The organism is Streptomyces sp. NBC_01549 (assembly GCF_026339955.1).
GTDB lineage: Bacteria > Actinomycetota > Actinomycetes > Streptomycetales > Streptomycetaceae > Streptomyces.
In genome coordinates this window covers 4750980-4773905 of sequence record NZ_JAPEPW010000001.1, presented here as the reverse complement: position 1 = coordinate 4773905, position 22926 = coordinate 4750980, and the positions used below count along the sequence as shown (strand labels likewise).

General features: G+C 70.9%; 22 protein-coding genes and 2 pseudogenes. 12 read left to right on the top strand and 12 right to left on the bottom strand.

Annotated elements, in window-relative coordinates; translation table 11 throughout:
* Positions 1–57: 57 nt before the first annotated feature.
* The gene (locus OG819_RS21190; protein WP_266624618.1) at positions 58–438 is read right to left on the bottom strand and encodes a VOC family protein; all 381 of its coding nucleotides are present in this window, start codon (positions 436–438) and stop codon (positions 58–60) included.
* 525 nt (positions 439–963) lie between these two features.
* Here OG819_RS21190 and OG819_RS21185 point away from each other — a divergent pair.
* A complete protein-coding gene (locus tag OG819_RS21185) occupies positions 964–1170 on the top strand; it encodes a hypothetical protein (protein WP_266624619.1) in 207 nt (68 codons plus the stop codon).
* A gap of 48 nt (positions 1171–1218) precedes the next feature.
* On the opposite strand, the gene OG819_RS21180 is transcribed toward OG819_RS21185, so the two are convergent.
* Together OG819_RS21180 and OG819_RS21175 are read right to left on the bottom strand one after the other, a co-directional pair.
* The gene (locus OG819_RS21180; protein WP_266624620.1) at positions 1219–1824 is read right to left on the bottom strand and encodes a TetR/AcrR family transcriptional regulator; all 606 of its coding nucleotides are present in this window, start codon (positions 1822–1824) and stop codon (positions 1219–1221) included.
* A gap of 26 nt (positions 1825–1850) precedes the next feature.
* Positions 1851–2855 (bottom strand): aldo/keto reductase, encoded by a 1005-nt coding sequence (locus tag OG819_RS21175; RefSeq protein ID WP_266624621.1) that lies wholly within the window; start codon positions 2853–2855, stop codon positions 1851–1853.
* A 243-nt stretch (positions 2856–3098) separates the two neighbouring features.
* On the opposite strand from OG819_RS21175, the gene OG819_RS21170 reads away from it, so the two are divergent.
* The gene (locus tag OG819_RS21170; protein ID WP_266650838.1) at positions 3099–4151 is read left to right on the top strand and encodes a chitinase; all 1053 of its coding nucleotides are present in this window, start codon (positions 3099–3101) and stop codon (positions 4149–4151) included.
* A gap of 125 nt (positions 4152–4276) precedes the next feature.
* Here the strand turns inward: OG819_RS21170 and OG819_RS21165 are convergent, their stop codons facing one another.
* Positions 4277–5659 carry a glycine--tRNA ligase gene (locus OG819_RS21165; protein ID WP_266582392.1) on the bottom strand — a complete coding sequence of 461 codons (1383 nt, stop codon included), beginning with the start codon at positions 5657–5659 and terminating at the stop codon, positions 4277–4279.
* 191 nt (positions 5660–5850) lie between these two features.
* On the opposite strand from OG819_RS21165, the gene OG819_RS21160 reads away from it, so the two are divergent.
* Genes OG819_RS21160 through OG819_RS21145 form a run of 4 tightly spaced genes read left to right on the top strand, consistent with a single transcriptional unit; the run spans position 5851 to position 9025 of the window.
* Positions 5851–6828 carry a metal ABC transporter substrate-binding protein gene (locus tag OG819_RS21160; protein ID WP_266624623.1) on the top strand — a complete coding sequence of 326 codons (978 nt, stop codon included), beginning with the start codon at positions 5851–5853 and terminating at the stop codon, positions 6826–6828.
* A gap of 52 nt (positions 6829–6880) precedes the next feature.
* Complete coding sequence (locus tag OG819_RS21155) at positions 6881–7648, top strand: metal ABC transporter ATP-binding protein (RefSeq protein ID WP_266414091.1); 768 nt, start codon at positions 6881–6883, stop codon at positions 7646–7648.
* The gene (locus OG819_RS21150; protein WP_266414090.1) at positions 7648–8550 is read left to right on the top strand and encodes a metal ABC transporter permease; all 903 of its coding nucleotides are present in this window, start codon (positions 7648–7650) and stop codon (positions 8548–8550) included. Before OG819_RS21155 ends, OG819_RS21150 begins: the two co-directional genes overlap by 1 nt.
* Positions 8551–8608: 58 nt before the next feature.
* Entirely contained in the window at positions 8609–9025 is a 417-nt protein-coding gene (locus OG819_RS21145) for a Fur family transcriptional regulator (protein WP_067369822.1), read from the top strand.
* Between the two features lie 140 nt (positions 9026–9165).
* Here the strand turns inward: OG819_RS21145 and OG819_RS21140 are convergent, their stop codons facing one another.
* The 3 genes from OG819_RS21140 to OG819_RS21130 form a co-directional block, all read right to left on the bottom strand.
* Entirely contained in the window at positions 9166–10011 is an 846-nt protein-coding gene (locus OG819_RS21140; protein ID WP_266650837.1) for an isoprenyl transferase, read from the bottom strand.
* Between the two features lie 22 nt (positions 10012–10033).
* Positions 10034–10780: a DNA repair protein RecO gene (gene recO, locus OG819_RS21135; RefSeq protein ID WP_266414084.1), complete on the bottom strand. Its 747-nt coding sequence runs from the start codon at positions 10778–10780 to the stop codon at positions 10034–10036.
* Positions 10781–10894: 114 nt separating this feature from the next.
* A complete protein-coding gene (locus OG819_RS21130; RefSeq protein ID WP_266624626.1) occupies positions 10895–11122 on the bottom strand; it encodes a hypothetical protein in 228 nt (75 codons plus the stop codon).
* A 282-nt stretch (positions 11123–11404) separates the two neighbouring features.
* Between OG819_RS21130 and OG819_RS21125 the strand changes: the two genes are divergently transcribed.
* Entirely contained in the window at positions 11405–13642 is a 2238-nt protein-coding gene (locus OG819_RS21125; RefSeq protein WP_266650836.1) for a serine/threonine-protein kinase, read from the top strand.
* 33 nt (positions 13643–13675) lie between these two features.
* Here the strand turns inward: OG819_RS21125 and OG819_RS21120 are convergent, their stop codons facing one another.
* Together OG819_RS21120 and OG819_RS21115 are read right to left on the bottom strand one after the other, a co-directional pair.
* The gene (locus tag OG819_RS21120) at positions 13676–14338 is read right to left on the bottom strand and encodes a response regulator transcription factor (protein ID WP_266624628.1); all 663 of its coding nucleotides are present in this window, start codon (positions 14336–14338) and stop codon (positions 13676–13678) included.
* Positions 14338–15567: a sensor histidine kinase gene (locus OG819_RS21115; protein WP_266650835.1), complete on the bottom strand. Its 1230-nt coding sequence runs from the start codon at positions 15565–15567 to the stop codon at positions 14338–14340. The genes OG819_RS21120 and OG819_RS21115 overlap by 1 nt, the downstream gene beginning before the upstream one ends.
* 133 nt (positions 15568–15700) lie before the next feature.
* On the opposite strand from OG819_RS21115, the gene OG819_RS21110 reads away from it, so the two are divergent.
* The 3 genes from OG819_RS21110 to OG819_RS21100 all read left to right on the top strand — a co-directional run bounded on the left by OG819_RS21110 (position 15701) and on the right by OG819_RS21100 (position 18674).
* A complete protein-coding gene (locus tag OG819_RS21110; protein ID WP_266650834.1) occupies positions 15701–16615 on the top strand; it encodes an ABC transporter ATP-binding protein in 915 nt (304 codons plus the stop codon).
* Positions 16612–17448, top strand: a complete 837-nt coding sequence (locus OG819_RS21105; RefSeq protein ID WP_266650833.1) for an ABC transporter permease — start codon at positions 16612–16614, stop codon at positions 17446–17448. The genes OG819_RS21110 and OG819_RS21105 overlap by 4 nt, the downstream gene beginning before the upstream one ends.
* A gap of 101 nt (positions 17449–17549) precedes the next feature.
* Positions 17550–18674: a hypothetical protein gene (locus OG819_RS21100; protein ID WP_266650832.1), complete on the top strand. Its 1125-nt coding sequence runs from the start codon at positions 17550–17552 to the stop codon at positions 18672–18674.
* 21 nt (positions 18675–18695) lie between these two features.
* Here OG819_RS21100 and OG819_RS21095 read toward each other — a convergent pair.
* Positions 18696–19084 (bottom strand): annotated as a pseudogene (locus tag OG819_RS21095) (FadR/GntR family transcriptional regulator); the annotation flags it as partial.
* Between OG819_RS21095 and OG819_RS21090 the strand changes: the two are divergent.
* Both OG819_RS21090 and OG819_RS21085 read left to right on the top strand, forming a co-directional pair.
* A pseudogene (locus OG819_RS21090) lies at positions 19084–19920 on the top strand (ABC transporter ATP-binding protein); the annotation flags it as partial. The pseudogenes OG819_RS21095 and OG819_RS21090 overlap by 1 nt on opposite strands.
* A 19-nt stretch (positions 19921–19939) precedes the next feature.
* Positions 19940–20875, top strand: coding sequence for a dihydrodipicolinate synthase family protein (locus tag OG819_RS21085; RefSeq protein WP_266650831.1), 936 nt, complete (start codon positions 19940–19942; stop codon positions 20873–20875).
* A gap of 29 nt (positions 20876–20904) precedes the next feature.
* Here the strand turns inward: OG819_RS21085 and OG819_RS21080 are convergent, their stop codons facing one another.
* Both OG819_RS21080 and OG819_RS21075 read right to left on the bottom strand, forming a co-directional pair.
* The gene (locus OG819_RS21080; RefSeq protein WP_266634312.1) at positions 20905–22074 is read right to left on the bottom strand and encodes an exo-alpha-sialidase; all 1170 of its coding nucleotides are present in this window, start codon (positions 22072–22074) and stop codon (positions 20905–20907) included.
* 126 nt (positions 22075–22200) lie between these two features.
* Positions 22201–22896 carry a TerB family tellurite resistance protein gene (locus OG819_RS21075; protein WP_266650830.1) on the bottom strand — a complete coding sequence of 232 codons (696 nt, stop codon included), beginning with the start codon at positions 22894–22896 and terminating at the stop codon, positions 22201–22203.
* Positions 22897–22926: the final 30 nt, after the last annotated feature.

Genomic DNA, 22926 nt, shown 5'->3' with positions numbered 1-22926 from the left:
CGCCCGCCGCAACAGCTCCCCGAGCTCGGCTGTCCCCCGCGTCATGAATACGACTCCTCAGTGACGGACCAGACAGAAGGGATGTCCTGCCGGATCGGCGTAGATGTGCCAGGTCCGCCCGTCGGAGACGTCCAGCAACGTCGCGCCCAGAGCCAGGACCTGTTCCCGCGCCCGGTCCAGGTCGGGGACGCCGAAGTCCAGGTGGAACTGCTGGGGGCGGGCGGGATCGGGCCACTGCGGAGGGCGGTACTCCGTGGCCGGCACGCGCTGGAAGGCGAGCACGAGACCGGACGGCGTGTGCAGCGTCGACCAGGTCTCGCCGAGCGCCCAGCGCCGGTCCGGCCGGTTGACACTCCCGCCGAGCAAGGCCTCGTAGAACTCGGCGAGTCGGAGCGGCTCGGGGCAGTCCAGCACCACGCACTGCAGTTCGGCGATCACGCGCCGATCCTAGGTCAGCTCCCCGGGCGGGCGAGGGGGGGCGGCCAGGGCCTGCGACTGCCGGGCGCGCCCGATCCCGGGAGGCCAGTTCCCTGTGTGACCTGGCCATGTGGATACGGCCAGAGGCGACGGGGAGGCCCTGAACCATCACTCCGGTGGAGCAGGGGCCCCGCACGCTGGCGCCGTACCCGGCGTCCCAGATCACACGATCACGTTAACCCGATCAGCCCAGGACGCCGCAAGCCCGGAAGCCGACCATCACACGATCGAGCTAAAACGACCGCCTGCAGGGTGCCGTGCGGTGCGAGGTCCTTGGCGATGGCGGGAGTTCCGGTCGTCATGGGCGGAGTGTAGATCGGGGCGGCGCGGCACCGCGGAGGATGGACGGGCGGCGACGGATCGTGATCGCGTACGGCCACGCGGTGAACTCGCGGCCGAAGAACCCCCATTGATCTTCCCGATGCTGCACACTCCTTGCTGCGTAAGCCTTGCCGCGCGAGCGGAGCGGTAACACCTGGAGGTGTCATGCTGCAGATCAACACGAGCAAGGTAAGCCGCTGGGACCAGCACGGTCGCGAGCATGTCGTCCATGTCCAGCGCGCCGGTGTACAGCGCACGATCAGATGCGACACCTGCGGCTGGCGCAAGGGCGCGCAGTTCCTGCCGTGGCTGAAGGCGGAGGAACACCTCGCCGAGGCGCATCAGGCGACGGTGGACCCGGCGGAGGGTTAGGGCCTGTCCGGCGGATCCATTGGTTCGCCGGTTCGCCGAGGCGTGGACTCAGTCGATTCGGCGGCGCAGTCCGCGCAGGACGAGGGTGACGAGCGTCGAGAACTCGGCCTCGATGCCCGGCTGTTCCCACTCGTGGGCGTAGGCGGGGTCGTGGAAACGGTTCGTGGCGTGGAAGACGGCGCGGGCCGTCGCGACGGAGTCGCCGTCCACAGCCATGAAGTCGCCCTCCATCACGCCGCGATGAATGATGTCCGAGAGCTGCTCGACCAGCTCGGCGATGTGCTCCTCGACCACCGCGCTGGCCTCAGCGAGCAGCACCGAGTAGGTGGCGAACAGCTCGGGATCGTCGCCGGCCTTGTGCCGCTTGGCGGTGAACAGCGTCCCCAGCCAGTGCTGGAGCGCCTCCGGGGGTGTCGCGGGCGACGGACCGGCGATCTCCGCGAGTATCCGCGACGTACGGTCCAGCCAGCGCTTCGTGACCGCCTCCCGCAGCGCCGCCTTCGTACGGAAGTGACGGTAGACGCTGCCGTGGCTGACGCCCAGCGCGCGGGCCACGTCCACCACGGTGGCCTTCGCGGGGCCGTGGCGGCGCAGCACCTCCTCGGTCGCCTCGAGGATGCGCTCGGCGGTCAGTGCTTCGGTGGTCGGTGCCATGTCGAAAACCGTACCTGTCGGCACTGTCAGCGGTCGGTGCCGAGATGTGCCATCTGCGCCGCCGGGTAGCGGTCGCCCGCGGCGGCGTCCGCCGGCACGGCCTGCTCGATCGCGGCGAGGTCGGCGTCGTCGAGCGTGACGTCCAGCGCGCCGAGCGCCTCCGTCAGCCGCTCCCGGGTCCGCGCACCGACCAGCGGCACGATGTCCTCGCCCCTCGAGAGGACCCACGCGATCGCGATCTGCGCCACGCTGACGCCCTTCTGCTCGGCGATCTTCCGCAGCGCCTCGACGAGCGAGAGGTTGTGCTGGAGGTTCTCGCCCTGAAAGCGGGGGCTCATGGAGCGGAAGTCGGTCGGGGCCAGCTGCCGGTCGGCCGTGAAGTGACCGGAGATCAGCCCGCGGGACAGCACGCCGTACGCGGTGATCCCGATGCCCAGCTCGCGGGTGGTCGGCAGGACCTCGTCCTCGATGCCGCGCGAGATCAGCGAGTACTCGATCTGCAGGTCGGAGATGGGGGCGGTGGCGGCGGCCCGGCGGATGATGTCGGCGCCGACCTCGCTCAGGCCGATGTGCCTGACGTGCCCCTTCTCGACGAGCTCGGCGATCGCGCCGACCGTCTCCTCGATCGGGACGTTCGGGTCGAGCCGCGCGATCCGGTACACGTCGATGTGGTCGACGCCGAGGCGCTGCAGCGAGTACGCGGCGAAGTTCCGCACCGCGGCGGGGCGACCGTCGTATCCGGCCCAGCCGCCGTCCGGGTCCCGCAGGGCGCCGAACTTGACGCTGGTCAGCGCCTGCTCACGCAGGTCCGACGGAGCCGCGCGCAGGGCCTCGCCGATCAGCATCTCGTTGTGGCCCATGGCGTAGAAGTCGCCGGTGTCGAGGAGCGTCACGCCCGCCTCCAGGGCGGCGTGGATGGTCGCGATGGACTCGGCCCGGTCCGCCTCGCCGTACAGCGCGGACATGCCCATGCAGCCGAGGCCCAGGGCGGAGACCTGGGGGCCGGTGGTTCCGAGGGGGCGGGTTCGCATGAGGACTCCCTGGTGTTGCTTGGAGGGGTGGTGTCCGTTCACGATGGCATCACAGATGACAGATTTCAATATCTGTCATCTGTTATCTGTCATCTGATACCTGTCACCTGATACCTGTCACCTGTCAGCTGTCAGCTGTCAGCCGACACCCACTCTGGTCCAGACCTATTGACGACAGGTCTGGACCGCAGGCACTGTCATGCCTACGACACCTCGCCGCACCCCCCCACCGGGAGGCCTCGCATGATCCGTCGGAAGCTGCGCCTGCTCGCCCTCGCACTGACCGCAGCCGTCCTCACCCCACTGTCGGTCGCCACCGCCCCCACCGCATCCGCCGCCGACACCTGCGCCGTGAAGTCCCGCCCGTCCGGGAAGGTTCTCCAGGGCTACTGGGAGAACTGGGACGGCTCCTCCAACGGCGTCCACCCGCCCTTCGGCTGGACCCCGATCACCGACTCCCGTATCGCCACCCACGGTTACAACGTGATCAACGCGGCCTTCCCGGTCATCCGCTCCGACGGAACGGCCCTTTGGGAGGACGGCATGGACGCGGGCGTGAAGGTCGCGACGCCGGCGCAGATGTGCGCGGCCAAGGCGTCCGGGCAGACGATCCTGCTGTCGATCGGCGGGGCGGCGGCGGGCATCGACCTCAGTTCCTCCGCCGTCGCCGACAAGTTCGTCGCGACGATCGTGCCCATCCTGAAGAAGTACAACTTCGACGGCATCGACATCGACATCGAGACGGGTCTCGTCGGTAGTGGCAGCATCGGCCAGCTCTCCACGTCCCAGGCCAACCTGACCCGGATCATCGACGGTGTGCTGTCGCAGATGCCGGCCAACTTCGGGCTGACCATGGCGCCGGAGACCGCGTACGTCACGGGCGGCAGCATCACGTACGGCTCGATCTGGGGCGCGTATCTGCCGATCATCAAGAAGTACGCGGACAACGGCCGCCTGTGGTGGCTGAACATGCAGTACTACAACGGCAGCATGTACGGATGCTCCGGCGACTCCTACTCCGCGGGCACCGTTCAGGGCTTCACCGCGCAGACCGACTGCCTGAACAAGGGACTGGTCGTGCAGGGCACCACCATCAAGGTGCCTTATGACAAGCAGGTCCCGGGGCTGCCCGCCCAGTCGGGCGCCGGCGGCGGCTACATGGCACCGAGCCTGGTCTCCCAGGCCTGGCGCCACTACGGCACCGGCCTCAAGGGGCTGATGACCTGGTCGATCAACTGGGACGGTTCGAAGAACTGGACGTTCGGCGACAACGTCAAGGCGCTGCAGGGTCGTTGAGCGAGGGTCGTTGAGCGGCTCCAGCAGCACTCACCGGAACGCGTCCCGGACGCACCCGGAACGCGCCAGGAACGCGCAGAGCCCCCGGCTCCCACATCGGGGAACCGGGGGCTCGAGAAGGCAGGTCAGCAGCCGATGAGGCGGGCCGCCAGGTAGCCCTCGATCTGGTCGAGGGAGACACGCTCCTGCTTCATCGAGTCGCGCTCGCGCACCGTGACTGCGTTGTCGTCGAGGGTGTCGAAGTCGACCGTGACGCAGAACGGGGTGCCGATCTCGTCCTGACGACGGTAGCGGCGGCCGATGGCGCCCGCGTCGTCGAACTCGATGTTCCAGTGCTGACGCAGGGCCGTGGCGAGGCCCTTGGCCTTCGGGGACAGCTCGGGGTTGCGGGAGAGCGGAAGGACCGCGACCTTGACCGGCGCAAGCCGCGGGTCGAGGCGCAGCACCGTGCGCTTCTCCATCTTGCCCTTGGCGTTGGGAGCCTCGTCCTCGACATAGGCGTCCAGCAGGAACGCCAGCATCGCGCGGCCGACACCGGCGGCGGGCTCGATGACGTACGGAGTCCAGCGCTCGCCGGCCTCCTGGTCGAAGTAGGAGAGGTCCTGGCCGGAGGCCTTGGAGTGCGCGCCGAGGTCGTAGTCGGTGCGGTTGGCGACACCCTCCAGCTCGCCCCACTCGTTACCGCCGAAGCTGAAGCGGTACTCGATGTCGGCGGTGCGCTTGGAGTAGTGGGAGAGCTTCTCCTGCGGGTGCTCGAACCAGCGCATGTTCTCTTCGCGCAGACCGAGGCCGGTGTACCAGTTCCAGCGCTCCTGCATCCAGTACTCCTGCCACTTCTCGTCCTCGCCCGGCTTGACGAAGAACTCCATCTCCATCTGCTCGAACTCGCGGGTGCGGAAGATGAAGTTGCCGGGCGTGATCTCGTTGCGGAAGGACTTGCCCATCTGCGCGATGCCGAAGGGCGGCTTGCGGCGCGAGGTCTGCTGGACCTGGGCGAAGTTGGTGAAGATGCCCTGGGCCGTCTCGGGGCGCAGGTAGGCGACGGAGCCGCTGTCCTGCGTGGGGCCGAGGTGGGTGGAGAGCAGACCCGAGAACTGCTTGGGCTCGGTGAAGGTGCCCTTGTTGCCACAGTTGGGGCAGTTGAGGTCGACGAGGCCGTTCTCCGGGGCGCGGCCGTGCTTCGCCTCGTAGGCCTCCTCCAGGTGGTCGGCGCGGTAGCGCTTGTGACAGGAGGTGCATTCGGTGAGCGGGTCGGTGAAGGTGGCGACGTGCCCCGACGCGACCCAGACCTCGGTCGCCAGGATCACCGACGAGTCGATACCGACGACGTCCTCACGGGAGGTGACCATGTAGCGCCACCACTGGCGCTTGATGTTCTCCTTGAGCTCGACGCCGAGCGGACCGTAGTCCCAGGCGGCACGCTGTCCACCGTAGATCTCGCTACAGGGGAAAACGAAGCCACGGCGCTTGCTCAGGCTGACGATGGTGTCGATCTTGTCGGCGGCCACGGTGCTCTCTTCATTACGAACGGACGGCAGCGAATGATTCAGGTTACCGGCGCCGCCCACCCTCGTATCAAATCGGTTCGGGGACACCTCGCCTCATCGTGCCCCTTACCGGCTCATACGCCGCCTCGTTTACCCAGGGCATACCCAAGGCTTGTTGACAATCGTTTCCAGGTTTGTTGAAAATGACTGTCATGAACGTACGACGGCGCCTCGCCGCTTCTCGAATAGGCACAGCCGGATCCGCGGCCCTGGCGGCCACGGTCGGCCTCGGCGCCCTCACCGGCTGCTCGGTCTCCACGGCGGCCGGCGGCACGAGCGACGGGAAGCTCGACGTCGTGGCGTCGTTCTACCCCATGCAGTACCTCGCCGAGCAGATCGGCGGGACGCACGTGCACGTCACGACCCTGACCCAGCCCGGTCAGGAGCCGCACGACCTGGAGATCAGCGCCCGGCAGACCGCGCAGCTCCAGTCGGCGGACGCCGTCGTCTACCTCAAGAACCTGCAGCCGGCCGTCGACGACGCCGTGGCGCAGTCTGAGGTCAAGACCAAGATCGACGCCGCTTCGCTGACCACGCTGGAGAAGCACGGCAACGAGGTCGGCGGGCACGCGGCCGCCCATGACAGCTCCAAGGGCGAGGAGAGCGGCGCCACCGACCCGCACATCTGGCTCGACCCGGTGAAGTACGCCGAGGTGGCGAGCGGCGTCGGCAAGGCCCTGGAGAAGGCCGACCCGAAGCACGCCGCCCAGTACGAGAAGAACACCGCGACCCTGCTGAAGAAGCTCTCCGCCCTCGGCACCCAGTACAAGACCGGGCTGGCGAACACCAGGTCCAAGGTCTTCATCACCACCCACGCCGCCTTCGGCTACCTCGCCGAGCGCTACGGCCTCACCGAGGAGGCCATCAACGGTCTCGACCCGGAGTCGGAGCCCAGCGCGAACCGTGTGAAGGACCTTGAGAAGATGGCGAAGGCCGACGGCGTCTCGACGGTCTTCTACGAGACGCTCGTCAGCGACAAGACCGCCAAGACAGTCGCCGGCGACGCGCACCTGAAGACGGACGTCCTCGACCCGATCGAGGGCATCACCGGCAAGTCCAAGGGCAGCGACTACCTGCAGGTCATGGAATCCAATCTGAAGGCGCTGCAGACGGCGCTGGGCGCCAAGTGACCCCCCGGTTCCAGGTCGGGCGCCAAGTGACCCCCAGTTCCAGGAGGACAGCGTGAGCGAGCCCGTCATATCTCTGCGCGGCGTGACCGCCGAGCTCGGCTCTCGCCCCGTCCTGCGCGGCATCGATCTCACCGTGCACCGCGGTGAGGTCGTCGCACTGCTCGGCGCCAACGGCTCCGGCAAGTCGACGGCCATCCGCAGCGTCATCGGCCAGGTCCCGGTCAGCGGCGGCGAGATAGAGATCTTCGGCACCCCGCGGCGCCGCTTCCGCGACTGGAGGCGGGTGGGGTACGTGCCGCAGCGCACGACCGCCGCGGGCGGCGTGCCCGCCACGGTGACGGAGATCGTCGCCTCCGGCCGGCTCTCCCGCGCCCGTTTCGGCGTGCTGCGCAAGGCCGACCACGAGGCCGTACGGCACGCCCTGGAGCTCGTCGGCATGGCCGACCGCGCCAAGGACTCGGTGAACGCCTTGTCGGGCGGCCAGCACCAGCGCGTACTGATCGCCCGCGCCCTCGCCTCCGAGCCCGAGCTGCTGATCATGGACGAGCCGATGGCGGGCGTCGACCTCGCAAGCCAGGAGGTGCTGGCCCAGACCCTGCGCGAGCAGGTCGCGGCGGGCACCACCGTGCTGCTCGTCCTGCACGAGCTGGGACCCCTGGAGCCGCTGATCGACCGCGCGGTCGTCCTGCGTGACGGCTGCGTCCTGCACGACGGCCCGCCCCCGCGGGCGGTCGGCCAACACGCCCTGCCCGGCCACGACCACGTACACCCGCACGCGGCTCACGACGCCGAACCGATCCGGACGGGACTGCTGAGCTGATGGACTTCCTGAACTACGACTTCATGCAGCGGGCCCTGCTCGCCGCCGTCCTGGTGGGCATCACCGCGCCCGCCGTCGGCATCTACCTCGTCCAGCGCCGCCAGGCCCTGATGGGCGACGGCATCGGCCATGTGGCGATGACCGGTGTCGGCCTCGGCTTCCTGCTCTCCACCAACCCGGTGTGGATGGCGACGGCCGTCTCCGTCCTGGGCGCCGTGATCATGGAGCTGATCCGCTGGTACGGCAAGACGCGCGGCGATATCGCGCTCGCCATGCTCTTCTACGGCGGTATGGCGGGCGGCGTGATGTTCATCAACCTCGCGCCGGGCGGCTCCAACGCCAACCTCACCTCGTACCTCTTCGGCTCGCTGTCCACCGTCTCCGAGTCCGACGTGACGGCGATCTGCGTCCTCGCCGCCTTCGTCGTCCTGGTCACGCTCGGCCTGCGCCGACAGCTCTTCGCGGTCAGCCAGGACGAGGAGTTCGCGCGGGTGACGGGCCTGCCGGTGCGCGCCCTGAACCTGCTCACCGCCGTCACCGCGGCCGTCACCGTGACGGTCGCGATGCGGGTGGTCGGCCTGCTTCTGGTCAGCGCGCTGATGGTGGTCCCGGTGGCCGCGGCCCAGCAGCTCAGCCGCAGCTTCGCCGCCACCTTCGCGATCGCGGTGGCGATCGGGGTGAGCGTGACGATCGGCGGCACCGTGACGTCGTACTACCAGGACGTGCCGCCCGGTGCGACGATCGTGTTGCTGACCATCGGCGCGTTCATCGCGCTCACCGTGCTGGCGACCCCGCTGGCCCGGCGCCGGGCCCGGGCCCTGGCCGCCGCGCAGGGGGCCGGAGACCCCGCGGAGTGTGCGATTCCGGCCACCCGCGGCCCGGAACGCAAGGTCGGCGTCTGACCACGCACAGTCCGGGCTGGCACAATGGCCGGGCAAGGGCAGACGCGAGGAGGCAACGGTGACAACCGCTGGATCGCCCGTTCGGGGCCGTTCCACCCGGCAGCGTGCCGCCGTGGCGGCGGCACTCGACGAGGTGGACGAGTTCCGCAGTGCGCAGGAGCTCCACGACATGCTCAAGCACAAGGGTGACTCGGTCGGACTCACCACCGTGTACCGCACGCTGCAGTCCCTCGCCGACGCCGGCGAGGTCGACGTGCTGCGCACCTCCGACGGCGAGTCCGTCTACCGCCGCTGCTCCAGCGGCGAGCACCACCACCACCTCGTCTGCCGCGTCTGCGGCAAGGCGGTCGAGGTCGAGGGCCCGGCCGTCGAGAAGTGGGCGGAGGCGATCGCGGTCGAGCACGGCTATGTGAACGTCGCCCACACCGTTGAGATCTTCGGTACGTGTGCGGAGTGCGCTGCCGCTAAGGGGTAGCCGGGGTTCGTTGTGATCTGCGGGCTCGTGGGGGCTGGGCGCGCGCACGCGGCGGAGCCGCACATGTGACAGCCCCGCGCCCCTGAAGGGGCGCCTCCTGACGGAGCGCCCCCTCACGCATCAGGCCCTCCGCTCAGGCCCTATTCCGCGCGGCCCCGCATGCCCTGCTCCATCGCGAGCAGTTGCTCGTTCGGGACAGCCCCGCCGAAGCGACGGTCGCGTTGGGCGAACTCGACGCACGCCCGCCACAGGTCGCGCCGGTCGAAGTCCGGCCACAGCACGTTCTGGAAGACCATCTCGGCGTAGGCGCTCTGCCAGAGCAGGTAGTTGGAGGTGCGCTGCTCGCCGCTCGGCCGCAGGAACAGGTCCACGTCCGGCATGTCCGGGTAGTAGAGGTACTTCGCGAAGGTCTTCTCGTTGACCTTCGACGGGTCGAGCCGGCCGGCCTTGATGTCCTGAGCCAAAGCCTGCGCGGCGTCGGTGATCTCGGCGCGACCGCCGTAGTTCATGCAGAAGTACAGCGTCAGCCGGTCGTTGCCCTTGGTCTGCTCCTGGGCGATCTGGAGCTCCTTGGCCACCGACTTCCACAACTTGGGCATCCGGCCCACCCAGCGGACCCGGATGCCGAGTTCGTCGAGCTGGTCGCGGGTCTTGCGGATGAAGTCGCGGTTGAAGTTCATCAGGAAGCGCACCTCGTCGGGCGAGCGCTTCCAGTTCTCGGTGGAGAAGGCGTACAGCGAGATGGCGCCGACCCCCATCTCGATCCCGCCCTGCAGCACGTCGAGGACGCGCTCGGCGCCGACCTTGTGCCCCTCGGTGCGCGGCAGCCCGCGCTCCTTGGCCCAGCGGCCGTTCCCGTCCATGACGATCGCCACGTGGTTCGGGATCAGCTCACCGGGGAGCTTGGGCGCGACGGCACCGGACGGGTGCGGCTGCGGCGTCTTGTACTCGCGGCGCTGGCGTCCCAGGATCCCGCGTACGACCATGTGCTTCTCGTCTCCCTCAGTCTTACTTTTCCACGTACCGGAGTGAACGCAGCCCGCGCTCCAGATGCCAGTGCAGATAGGCCGACACCAGCCCGCTGCCCTCCCGGACGTACCGCGGCTCGCACGCGTCCGCGGTCTCCCAGTCTCCCGTCAGCAGCGCGCCGAGCAGTTCGAGGGCCCCCGCCGAGGGTACGACGCTGCCGGGCACCCGGCAGTCCACGCAGACGGAACCTCCCGCCGCGACCGAGAAGAACCGATTCGGTCCCGGCATCCCGCACTTCGCGCAGGCGCTGAAGCTGGGCGCGTAGCCGTTCACGGCGAGGGAGCGCAGCAGGAAGGCGTCGAGGACGAGGTGCGGCTCGTGCTCGCCCCGGGCGAGGGTGCGCAGCCCGCCGACGAGCAGCAGATACTGCTGCACGGCGGGCTCGCCCTCGTGATCGGTGAACCGCTCGGCGGTTTCGAGCATGGCCGTACCGGCGGTGTAGCGCGCGTAGTCCGTCACGATCCCGCTGCCGTACGGAGCGATCGTCTCGCTCTGCGTGCACAGCGGCAGGCCGCGTCCGATCAGCTCGCTCCCCCGCGCGAAGAACTGCAGGTCCACGTGCGAGAAGGGTTCGAGCCGCGCCCCGAACTTCGACTTGGTCCGCCGCACGCCACGGGCCACGGCCCGTACCCGGCCGTGACCGCGGGTGAGCAGCGTGATGATCCGGTCCGCCTCACCCAGCTTCTGGGTGCGCAGCACGATGCCGTCGTCGCGGAACAGACTCATGGGCCCATTCTCGCGTACGCGAGGGCATGCGCCGGAGGGTGCCGTATTTCTTGCTCCTCACCGCGGGCGGCCTGCCCCTGGCACCCGCACCGGTCGTGGCGGGACGGCGCCCGCTCATGGGACGTCACCGTGGCCGCGTGCGTTCGCATACGCCGTGGCCGCGCCGAGCCGCTCCGCCGCGGTGGCCCGCCGGACGGCGTCGGGGGCGACGTCCCACTCCTTGCCCCCGCCCAGCGCTCTCAGTTGTACGTACGGTCCCTCGTGTCCCATCACCATGCCCACCTTCCCTGTGTGCGTGTCGACGACGTACGAGCCGATCGGCGGCTTCGTCGGTGGCCTCATCGCAGCGCCGCCCGCAATTCCTTCACCGTTACCTCCGCCTCTTCGACGCAGAGCGCCGAGTGTTGTGCCTTCACCCTGTTCCCCCGACTTCCCGGGTTTCACTCTTCGTGTCTCCAAGGTGACTCTCCACATCTACACTCGGCAATCCGCTCCCTCGTCTGGACGGCGTTCCCCCGTACCGTCGCGAAGTGAGCCTGACGCGCGGCCCCCTGTGGCGTAGGTACTAATGTGATGCCGCGGAACAGGCGTGCGACACAGGGGATTTGGGAAGGGCAACCGGCCATGCCGCTGAGCACCGGGGAATCGGAGTCCATCGGGTCCATAGGCGGCTACACGCTCGTCGACCGGCTCGGCAGCGGCGGCATGGGCGTCGTATACCTGGGACATTCGGCCTCGGGACGGCAGGTCGCGGTCAAGGTCGTGCACGCCCAGTACGCGCAGGACGAGGAGTTCCGGGTCCGCTTCCGGCAGGAGATCGCGGCGGCCCGCCGGGTGAGCAGGGCGTTCACCGCCCCCGTGGTGGATGCCGATCCGGACGCCGAAGCGCCCTGGATGGCGACGTTGTACGTGCCGGGCCGGACGCTGGCCGAAATCGTGGCGGAGGAAGGCCCGTTGGGCGGGCCCGCGCTGCGTACGCTGGCGCTGGGGCTCGCCGAGGCGCTGCGGGACATCCACCAGGCGGGCGTGGTGCACCGGGACCTGAAGCCGAGCAACGTCCTGCTGGCGCAGGACGGTCCGCGCGTCATCGACTTCGGCATCTCGCGCGCCGCCGACAACCAGACCCTCACCGTGACGGGGCGGCTGATCGGCACCCCGCCCTTCATGTCCCCGGAGCAGTTCGCCTCGCCCCGGGACGTCACCGCCGCCTCGGACGTGTTCTCGCTGGGCTCGCTGCTGGTGTACGCGGCCACCGGCAACCGTCCCTTCGACGGCGGCAGCCCGTACATGACGGGCTATCAGGTAGTGCATGAACAGCCGGTCCTGGACGGCGTACCGGAGCCCCTCAGGAGCATCGCCGAGCGCTGCCTGGACAAGGACGCGACCGCCCGGCCCGACCTCACCGAGCTGCACCGGCTGTTCAGGGACCTGCCGGACGTGCCGACCGCCCCGGCCGCGTCGGGACCGTCGACCGTCGCAAGAGGGCGCGGGCCCGCCCGCGAGCGCGGTGACACGACGGCCCCGGCCGGTGCCGGCCGCCGCGGTCGCCGGGTGCGTCTCCTCGTCGCCCTCGGCGCGGCCCTGGCCGTCACCATGGTGTCCGCGTCGGTGTACTACATGGTGGCGCGCCCGAAGAGCACCGAGGGCACGCCCGGCGGGCGCACGGCCGCGTCCCGCGCCGCCGCCTCTCCCGCCGCGGCGCTCCCCGTCGGCTGGAAGCCCTGGCGCGCGAACCTCACCCAGGCCCCGGACAAGGCGTACGCGGACATCTCCATCAGCGGCTCGGAGTCCGGCTGTGTGTCCGGCGGCTCCTCCCTGTACTGCGCGGGGTCCGGCTTCACGGTCGCCAAGCTCGACGCCGCCTCCGGCCGTGTCCAGTGGCGGGTCGGCCACACCCCGCAGACCACGCTGCCGGTCGGCGTCCGGGACGGGATCGTGTACACCTACGAGAAGCCGGGCCTGAACGTGCGCGAGACCTGGCGGCTTGTCGCCCTCGACGCCGGCACCGGAAGACGGGTCTGGTACCGCCCGATCAACGAAGTCCGGCCCGCCGTCCTGTTCGACGGCGGCGTCCTGGCCAAGTCGGACGACGGGGACGACGGGACGGAGTTCGTCGCCTTCGACGCCAGAACGGGCAAGGACCTGTGGCGGACACCGGCGAAGTCGTCGGCGGGCAACTCCTGCACCCCGCTGGCCCTGGACGGCGTCCCCTACGGCCTGTGCACGCCGGAGAACACCGACACGGGCTCGACCGGCCTGGTGCGCCTCGACCCGGCCGACGGCACGGCGCACGACCTCGCCACACTCCCCCGCGGGGTGGTGCCGCTCGGCACCGTCGCCGGGCAGCCGCTGTTCGCGGTGCCGAGGAACGCGGCGGAGGACGAGTTCGCCGACGACACGGACACACCGTTCTCAAGCCTGCTGAGGGTGAACCCGGCCGGCGGCGCCCTCGTCCGGATCCCCCTGGCGAGCCCCCCGCGCGGCTCGGTCACCCTCCTCGACGGCGTCGTGTACTTCGTGCGGCCCGACGGGACCGTCACCGCGATCAGGGTCACCGACGGCGCCCGGCTCTGGCAGCGGGAGACGCAGATCGAGAACCTGTCGAAGCCGACGCTGTCGACGACCTACCACGACCTCTTCTTCGCCAACCGCTACGGCCGGCTGCTCGCGCTCGACCGCGCGACCGGCGCCGCGCGGTGGAGCACGGACAAGCTGGACGACCCCGGGAACTCGCCGGAGACCACGGTCCCGAGCCTGCTGCTCGTGAAGGACGCGATCGTCGCCGTGGCGGGCGACACCGCCTTCTCCGTACGCCCGGACCGCCCCAAGATCGGACCGAAGCCGTCCGCCACCAAGAAGTGACGCACGTCGTCCGCCGACCGCTTCACCGGCGGTTCACCGGCGCGCCGAGACCAGGCCCGCCTCATACGCGATGATCACCAACTGCACCCGGTCCCGTGCGTCCAGCTTGGACAGCAGGCGGGTCAGGTACGTCTTCGCCGTGGCGACGCTGATGAAGAGCCGTTCGGCTATCTCGGTGTTGGACAGGCCCGTGCCGACCAGGGTGAGCACCTCGCGTTCGCGGTCCGTGATCGCGGTCAGGTCGCGGCGTGGCCGCGGTGGTTCGGCGGAGCGGGCGGAGGTGAAGTCCTGGATCAGGCGGCGGGTGACGCTGGGGGCGATGAGCGCGTCGCCGGCCGCCACGACCCGTATGGCACCGATGATGTCGTCCAGAGCCATGTCCTTGACCAGGAACCCCGACGCGCCCGCGCGCAGCGCCCCGTACACGTAGTCGTCGTCGTCGAAGGTGGTCAGGACGACGATCCTCGACTCACCCTGTCCCGTCGTGATGCGGCGCGTCGCCTCTATGCCGTCCACGCCCGGCATGCGGATGTCCATCACCACGACGTCGGGCCGGAGTTCCTCGGTACGGGTCACCGCCTCCTCGCCGTCCGCGGCCTCCCCCACCACCTCCACGTCCTCGATGTCGGCGATGACCATTCGCAGGGCCGTGCGGATCAGCTGCTGGTCGTCGGCGAGGACGACACGGACCGGCATCAGGCGGCCACCCTGGTCGCCGCCGCCGTCGCCGGGACCGGAAGGCGGGCCGTCACCCGGAAGCCGCCCTCGGGACGGGGGCCCGCCGTGAACTCGCCGTGCAGCAGGGCCACCCGCTCGCGCATCCCGGCCAGTCCGAAGCCGGTGTCGGTGGTGCTGCCCCGGCCCCGGCCGTCGTCGGTGACCTCGACGGCCACGTACTCCTCCAGGTGGTCGACCGTCACCCGGCAGGCCTTCGTCTCCGCGTGGCGTACGACGTTCGTGATCGACTCCTGGACGATCCGGAAGGCGGAGAGGTCGATGTCCGGGGGGAGTTGACGGCGCGCGCCCTTCCAGTGGACGTCGACCCGGACGCCCGCCGCCGTTGTCGCGGCGGCCAACCGGTCGAGGTCGGCGAGGCCCTCGGCCGGGTGCAGCTGAGGATCCCCCAAGGCGGAGGTCCGGTCCTGGTCCGCCTGCCTCAGCGCGACCAGCATCCGGCGCAGCCCCGCCAGGGTCTCCCGCCCGGCCGTCTCCACCGCCGTCATCGCCTCACCCGCGGCGTCCGGCTGGGTGTGCACGACGCGGGCCGCCGCGCCCGCCTGGAGGGCGATGATGCCGATGCTGTGGGCGACCATGTCGTGCATCTCGCGGGCGATACGCAGCCGTTCGTCGGTGACGGCCTGGGTGGCGGCCTGGGCGCGGAGCGTCTCGCCGTACGCGCGGGTGCGGTGGGAGGCGTCACCGAGGAGCCAGGCGACGACGGCCGTCAGCGCCACGGTCAGCTCTTCCAGCGTGCCGATGCCCCACCCGCGCAGCAGCCGTAGGGACTCCCAGGCCACCAGGACGGCGAGCGCCACGCAGAGGGCGGCGACTCCGGTGCGGCGGGGGCGGCCGGCCGCGATGAAGTAGAGGGCGAGGTCGACGGCGAGGAACTGGGCCAGTTGGATCGCTCCCACGGCCAGGTTGGTGGTGAGGAAGGCGGCGGCCGTCAGAAGCAGGCCCAGGGCGGTCAGCGGCCGTCGGTGCAACCGCATGCTGCCGAACAGCGCCAGGGCGCAGGCGACGGTCAGGATCAGCAGGCCGTCCCAGCGGTAGAACTGGACAGCGGCAAGCACGTTGGCCGTCTCCTCACCGGGGAGCCGTACGCGGGCGAGGAAGGTGAACGCCGTGCTCGCGCACCAGGCCAGGGCCACCCAGGCACCGGGCGGCACGCGCTTGAGGCGGGGCGGGAGCGGCATGGCATGCATGCGGCGATCGTAGGCAGGGGAGCCGTGGACGGGCATCGGTCCTGGGACGTACACCCCTGGTCGACACCGGCCGGGGAGATTGTCGGCCACGGGGCGATACCGCGCACTGCGCGCCGACGAGACGGTGGTCGGCGTGATCGAAGTCAACGAACTGACCAAACGCTACGGCGACACCACCGCCGTCCGGAATCTGACGTTCCAGGTGCGCCCGGGGCACGTCACCGGGTTCCTCGGCCCGAACGGCGCGGGCAAGACGACGACGCTGCGCATGCTGCTCGGCCTGATCGGGCCGACCGGCGGGAGCGCGACGATCGACGGGCAGCCGTTCCGGCGTCATCCGCGCGGGCTGCGGCACGTCGGCGCGCTGCTCGACGCAGGCGACGTCCACGGCGGGCGCAGCGCGCGGGCCCATCTGGAGGCGCTGGCGCGCGGCAATCGCATCCCCCGGAGCCGGGTGGACGCGGTGCTGGAGGAGGTGGGGCTCGCGGGGGCGGCGGCGCGGCGCCGGGTCGAGGGATTCTCGCTGGGGATGCGCCAGCGCCTGGGAATCGCCGCCGCCCTGCTCGGCGAACCTCCGGTGCTGCTCTTCGACGAGCCCCTCAACGGGCTCGATCCGGAGGGGGTGTTGTGGGTGCGGGAGCTCTTTCGCGGGCTCGCGGCCGAGGGGCGCACCGTGTTCGTCTCCAGTCATCTGATGTCCGAGATGGAGCACACCGCGGACGAGCTGGTCGTCATCGGGCGGGGTGAGCTGATCGCCGCGGAGAGCGTGAGCGAGTTCGCGGCGCGCGGCACCCGGCCGACGGTGACCGTGCGGACGCCGGACCTCGCGAAGCTCACGGCCGTGCTGTCCGAGGAGGGGGCGGCCGTGGCGCCGTACGACGACCGGACCCTCAAGGTGACCGCCCTGAGCGCGGCGCGCATCGGTGAACTCGCCTTCCAGCACCGGATCCTGCTCGAGGAACTGACCCCGCAGGCCGCGTCCCTGGAGGCCGCCTTCATGGAACTGACCGCCGAAAGCACCGAGTTCCTCGCGGGAGACGCCCGATGACCACCCTCGCCCTCACACCGGCCCCCGCGCGGTTCACCGATCTCCTCGCCGCCGAGTGGATCAAACTCCGTTCCCTGCGCTCGACCTACTGGGCACTCGGCGCGGGCGCCCCCGCCGTCATCGGCTTCAACGCCAACGCGGCACGGGTGCACGCGCACGACTATCCACGCTTCAATCCCCAAATGCGTTCCTTCGCGTGGGAGTTGGCCTTGCGCGACGCCTTCACCGACGGATCGGCACTGATCCTGATCCTCGCGGCGGCGAGCATCGGCGCGATCACGGTCGTCGGGGAGTACTCGACGGGCCTGATCCGTACGACCCTCGCGGCCGTCCCGGACCGGCGCGCCCTGATGGCGGCGAAGGTCGTGGTGGTGACGGCGGTCATGACGCTGTACGGCGCGTTCGTCGCGAGCGCCTCCTTCGCCTCGACGCAGGCGATCCTCACCAGCCGTCACGCCGCTGTGTCGATCGCCCACTCCGGTGCCCTGCGCGTGGTCGTCGCCTCCGCGCTGCTCGCCCCGGTCTGCGCGCTGGCGGGCATGGCGTTGGGGGCCCTGATCCGGCACAGCGCGAGCACGATGGTCGCCGTCACCGCCGTCCTGCTCCTCGTCCCCAGCTTCATCACCGACCGTTACCGCTGGACGGCCGCCGTGCGGCACGCCATGCCCGTCAACGCCTGGACGCGGCTGACCGACATCGCCTACGGCCGCGATCCCTTCACTCGGCTCCCGCGCTACGGGGCGACGGTGACCGGCAGTTGGGTGGTGCTCGCGGCGTGGGCGGCGGTGTCGGCGGTGATCGCCGTGGTGGCGGTGGACCGCCGGGACGTGTGAGAGGTCGTACGGGACGGGCGCGTACGGCGTTGTCAGTGGGCGGCCGTACTGTGCATCCGACGCACACAACGCCGTACGGCATCACGCGCACTGGAGGAACCATGTCCGCGAGCGCCCGTCTCGTCACCACGCTCGCCGGCCCGCTGGACTCGGCCACGGCCGGCTTGCCAGGAGAGCGGTGCCTGCCGGGCCGGACGCTGATCCTGCAGGGCGACGACACCCAGCTGGCCGCGTACGACCTGGCCGCGGCGCTCGCGGGTGAGGCTTCGGTGGCCCGCTTCCCGAGGCCGTGGCCGCGCCGCTTCGGGACGTGCACCGTGGCGCCGGGGCTGGACGTCGCGGTCTTCGCGGGCGTGCACGCGGTGCGGGCGGTGGACCGGCGTGGCACCACCCTGTGGGAAGTGCGGCACGGCTGCTGGGAGGGGAGCTGCCGGGAGCTGCACGCCTCGTTCGAAGAATACGGCGAGAAGGGTGAAAGCACAGTCGGCCGTGGGCACTTGTACGCCGACAGCGGCTCGGTGGTCTTCTCCGCGGACGGCAAGCTCGTGTGGGCCCATGTGCGCGGGCCGCTCGCGGCGGGGAACGAGGACCCGGACGTGATCGACGAGTGGCTGGTGCTGGACGCCACGGACGGGAGGGTGCTCGGGCAGGCGGACATCCAGACCGCGGCCGCCGGTTCGGGGCACGTGGCGCACCCGGACCCCGGACAGATGGGGCTGAGCGTCGGCGAGGGACAGGACGGGGTGCCGCTGCTGTGGGGACGCTGGGACGGCGAGCGGCTCACGGTCGACCGGATCGGCGACGACGACCGCTGCCTGATGACGGTGAGCCCGTCCGGCGAGCACTTCCTGACGGTGACCCATTACCAGGAGGCCCTGGCCCTGCACCGGGTCGAGGACGGCTCGGTGGTCTCGGAGCTGGACGCGGAGGAGGTCATTCCGGATCACCCCGCACTGCACCCGGACAACGACGAGCCCGAGGTGCGCTGGGACTACTACGGCGGCTTCCTCGACGAGCACACCGTCATCGCGGGCACGAGCGAGGCCGACGAGGAGTACGGGGCGGGGCGGCACTGGCTGGTCGACGTGCGGGACATGCGGCTGCTCGGCGAGGTCACCTACCCCTTCCCGACATCCGGCGTACCCAACACCCTGGGCGACGGCAGCTGGTACACGATCGCCGAGGACACGAAGGAACTCCAGGTGTGGCGCCTGGCCACCGCCTAGGGGCCGGACAGGACCCAGTAGTCAGCCCACTCCCCTGGACCCCTGGGCCGCCCTCGCCTCGATGCCGCGGAAGTGGTCGGCCATCGCGCGTTGGGCGGCCTCCACGTCGCGGGCGCGCAGGGCGGTGACGATGTCCCGTGGCGGCGGACGGTCAGTTCGGGGGCCGGGTCGTCGGTCCAGCCGCGTATGCCGGCGACCCGGCTGATGACGGTCCAGAAGGCGCCCAGAAGCTGTGGCACGAGTGCGTTGCCGAGCGAGGCGTACAGCAACTCGTGGAATTCGCGGTCGAGTTCGGGGAAGGGGCGGCCTGAGCGGCCCGCCTCCTCCATCTCCGCCACGACCGCTTCGAGGCGGTCGAGTTCCGGCTCGGTGAGCACGGCCGCGACCCGGCGTATCAGCCCCTCCTCCAGTGCGCTTCCGTGACCGTGACCTGTGGTCGATGAAGCCCGCCGAGCGACGAGCGTCCGTCGGCGCCGGCACGGGCATGGTCTTCCAGGACCCGTCGACGGCCCTGAACCGGCGCCTGCCCGTACGCCGGATCCTGCCGGACCCCCTGGACGTGCACCGGCGCGGCACGGCACGGGAACGGGAGGACCGGGTGCGGGAGCTGATGTCCCTGGTGGGCCTCCCCGCGCCCTGGCGGACGTGCTGCCCGGTCAGCTGTCCGGCGGTCAGCGCCAGCGGGTGGCCATCGCGCGCGCTGGCCCTGGACCCGGACCTGGTGGTGGCGGACGAGCCGACGAGCGCGCTGGACGTCTCGGTCCGCGCCCAGATCCTCAACCTCCTGCTGGACCTGAGGAAGCGCCTGAACCTGGCTCTGGTCTTCATCTCGCACGACATCCAGACGGTACGCAGGATGAGCGACCGGGTGATCACGATGTACCTGGGCCGGATCGTGGAGGAGTCCCCGGCCACCGAGGTCACCGACCGCGCCCGGCACCCGTACACGCGGGCCCTCTTCTCCGCCACGCCCGGTCTCCTGGACCCGATCGATCCGATCCCGCTGGTGGGCCCGGTGCCCTCGGCCACGCACCCGCCCACCGGCTGTCCGTTCCGCACCCGCTGCTGGAAGGCCGACGAGGAGTGCGTGCGCGTGATGTCGGACTTCACGGCCGCGTCGACGTCGGACCACCGCTTCCGGTGCCACCATCCTGTGACGGAGGACCAGTCGACGCGCGACCTGGTGGCCCAGGCCGGGTCCGCCGCGCCCGCCGTGGCCGACATCCCCGCCCAGCAGCAGCCTTGATCGTCCCGAGGGAGCCTTCATGCCGATCCCCACCCCGCTGACCGGTGTCGTTCCGCCCGTCTGCACGCCCCTGACACCGGACCGCGAGGTGGACGTCCCTTCGCTCGTCAGGCTCGTGGACCATCTGGTGGAGGGGGGCGTCGACGGCCTGTTCGTCCTCGGTTCGTCCTCGGAGGCGGCGTTCCTGACGGACGCCCAGCGGCGGCTGGTGGTGGAGACGGTGGTCGCCCATGTGAGCGGCGCACTCCCCGTGCTGGCCGGGGTGATCGACATGACCACGCCGAGGGTGCTGGACCATGTGGCGTATGTGACGGCGGCGGGCGCGGACGCGATCGTGGCGACCGCCCCCTTCTACGCCCGCACCCATCCGGCGGAGATCGCGCGCCACTTCCGCCTGGTCGCCGCCCGTTCGGCCGTGCCCGTCTTCGCCTACGACATCCCGGTGTCCGTCCACACCAAGCTGGACCCGGAGCTGGTCCTGTCCCTCGCCGCGGAGGGCGTGCTGACCGGTCTGAAGGACTCCAGCGGCGACCTCGCCGCCTTCCGCGCGGTCGTCACGGGCGCCCGCGCCCGCCCCGACATCACCGGTTTCACCGCTCTCACCGGGTCCGAACTCGTCGTCGACTCCGCGCTCGCCCTCGGGGCGGACGGGGCCGTGCCCGGTCTCGCCAACGTCGACCCGCACGGGTACGTGCGGCTCGACCGGCTCTGCCGAGGGGGCGTCTGGGAGCGGGCGCGGGCCGAACAGGAGCGGCTGTGCGGGCTGTTCGGAATGGTCGGGGTGGGGGACCCCGCCCGGATGGGCGGCGGTTCGTCGGCGCTCGGGGCGTTCAAGGCGGCGCTGCACCTGCGGGGCGTCATCGCCTGTCCGGCCACGGCGGAGCCGCAGGTGCCGCTGTCGGAGGCGGAGGTGGAACGGGTGGGGAAATACCTGGCGGGAGCGGGCCTGCTCTGACGAGAGCGGGTTCGAGGACATGGCCGCGTTCACCTGACGGGCGAAGCCGTCCAGCGCGGACGGCGGAACTCGATCCTGTCGTACGGCCGTGTCGAGCCCGTCTCGTACAGGATGCCGACCCGGTCGTGCCCGAGGTCCACCAGGTCCGAGTAGGCGGCCCATGCGGAGGAGAGCGTCATCGCCTTGGTGAAGGTGGCGCCGCCGTCCGTGCTTCGCCACAGCGCCATCGAGCGCCGGGCGTTGGCCACGGAAGGGGCCGAGAAGAGCAAGGGGGCGTGGGCGCCGGACAGTTGGAGGACGCTGCCCTGGACGACGGGGACGGCGTCCAGGGTGGGCTGGATCGCGTAGGGGCGGTCCAGGGTCTCGCCACCGTCGCTGGAGTAGGTGTCCAGGCGGTTGCCGGGGGTGGTGCCGCCCTGGTCGCGGGCGCTGAAGTACAGCCGCCCGTCGGGGAGTTCGGCCACGCCGCTCTCGTTGGCGTCCACGCGGCCGTCATAGGTGCGGTCGGTGAAGCCCAGGTGCCAGGTGCGGCCGCCGTCGTCGGAGTAGATCGCGTGCGCCCCGTAGTACTTGGCCTCCCGGCCCGTGTCGGTCGAGCCCTTGGGCGGGGCGGCGGAGTGGTTCGCGGGGACGATCAGACGGCCGGCGTGCGGGCCATGGCGCAGGGCGATCGCATGGCCCGGGCCCGTCGCGTACCAGCGCCAGCCCGGCGGCTTCACCTCGGCCGTGATGTCCCGGGGAGCGGAGAACCGCACGCCGTCGTCGTGGCTCGTCTGCACGAACACGCGGCGGCTCTGGCGCGCCGCGACCTCGCCCCGCATGATCCGCGCCTCGGTCGCCGCACCGCTGTTGTAGGACGTCACCAGCACGATCCGGCCGGTGCGCGGGTCCACGACCGGCGCCGGGTTGCCCCGGGTGTCGCCGCCCCCGGCCGTGACGACCCGCGGCGAACCCCACGTACAGCCGCCGTCGGTGGAGCGTCTGAGGACGACGTCGATGTGGCCGCTGTCGCCCGCGCCGTCGTACCGCCCCTCGGCGAAAGCGAGCACCGTGCCCACACGGGTGATGAGGACCGCCGGGATGCGGTAGGTGTCGTAGCCGCCCTCGCCCGCGGTGTACGGCACGGAGGAGGCGCAGTCGGTACGGGGACCGGGGGCGGCGGCGAACGCGACGCCGGCCCCGGAGGCGAGGAGGCCGATGGCCAGTGCGGCGACGAGGCAGCGTCTCAGGGGATCCTCGCTCTCCCCCGCGCGACACGAGAGACTCGTTACACTGTGTCGCTCACACCGTACCCTGAGTCACCGCTCGCCGCTCCCGCCCCGTCACTACGACGGCGTACGCGCCGCCGCCAGCAGTCGCGTCACGTCGTCCGCACAGATCGTCAGCGCCGCGCCCACGGTGGCGAGGACGTCCCGCTCGGCGGTCGTGTACGGGCCGTCCGCCAGGGCGATCCGGGCCCCCTGGAGCAGGATCGACTCGCGTCCCGTCGCGGCGAGGTGCGGCGCCAGCGGGTCCAGGGCCTCGTGCAGCTCTATGGCGAGCCCCGCCCCGCACGGTTCCCCGAAGATCCGGCCCGTGTCCGCGGCGAGCGCCTCGACGAGGGCGCCGAGCTGGTCCTGCGTGCAGTCGTCGAAGCCGGCCGAGCGCACCGCGGTCGCCGCGGTCTCCAGGGACGTACGGGAGCAGGTGCCGCCGGCGGCGAGCACGGCGAGCGCGACGGTGTGGACGGCGTCGCGGAGCATCGCCGAGAAGCGGGTGGTGGTCGGATGGTCGAGGACGTCCGCGCCGTAGTGGTGACCGCAGGCGGCGCACTCGACGACGGGACCCGTGTCGCCGCGCGGCAGGACGGGGACGCCGAGGAGGGTGAAGCGGCGGCGGCCGGTGAGCCGCTGGTAGTTGCGGTCGCCCCCGCAGCCCGGGCAGAAGAACTCGCCGTCCCCCATGGTGGTCCACGCGGTACGGGTGCCTAGGATGCGGGAAATCTGCACTGCACGACCGTTTCGTCCCCATCCTGGCAGCACGCTCGCACACCTCCGTAACCCCGCGGCAAC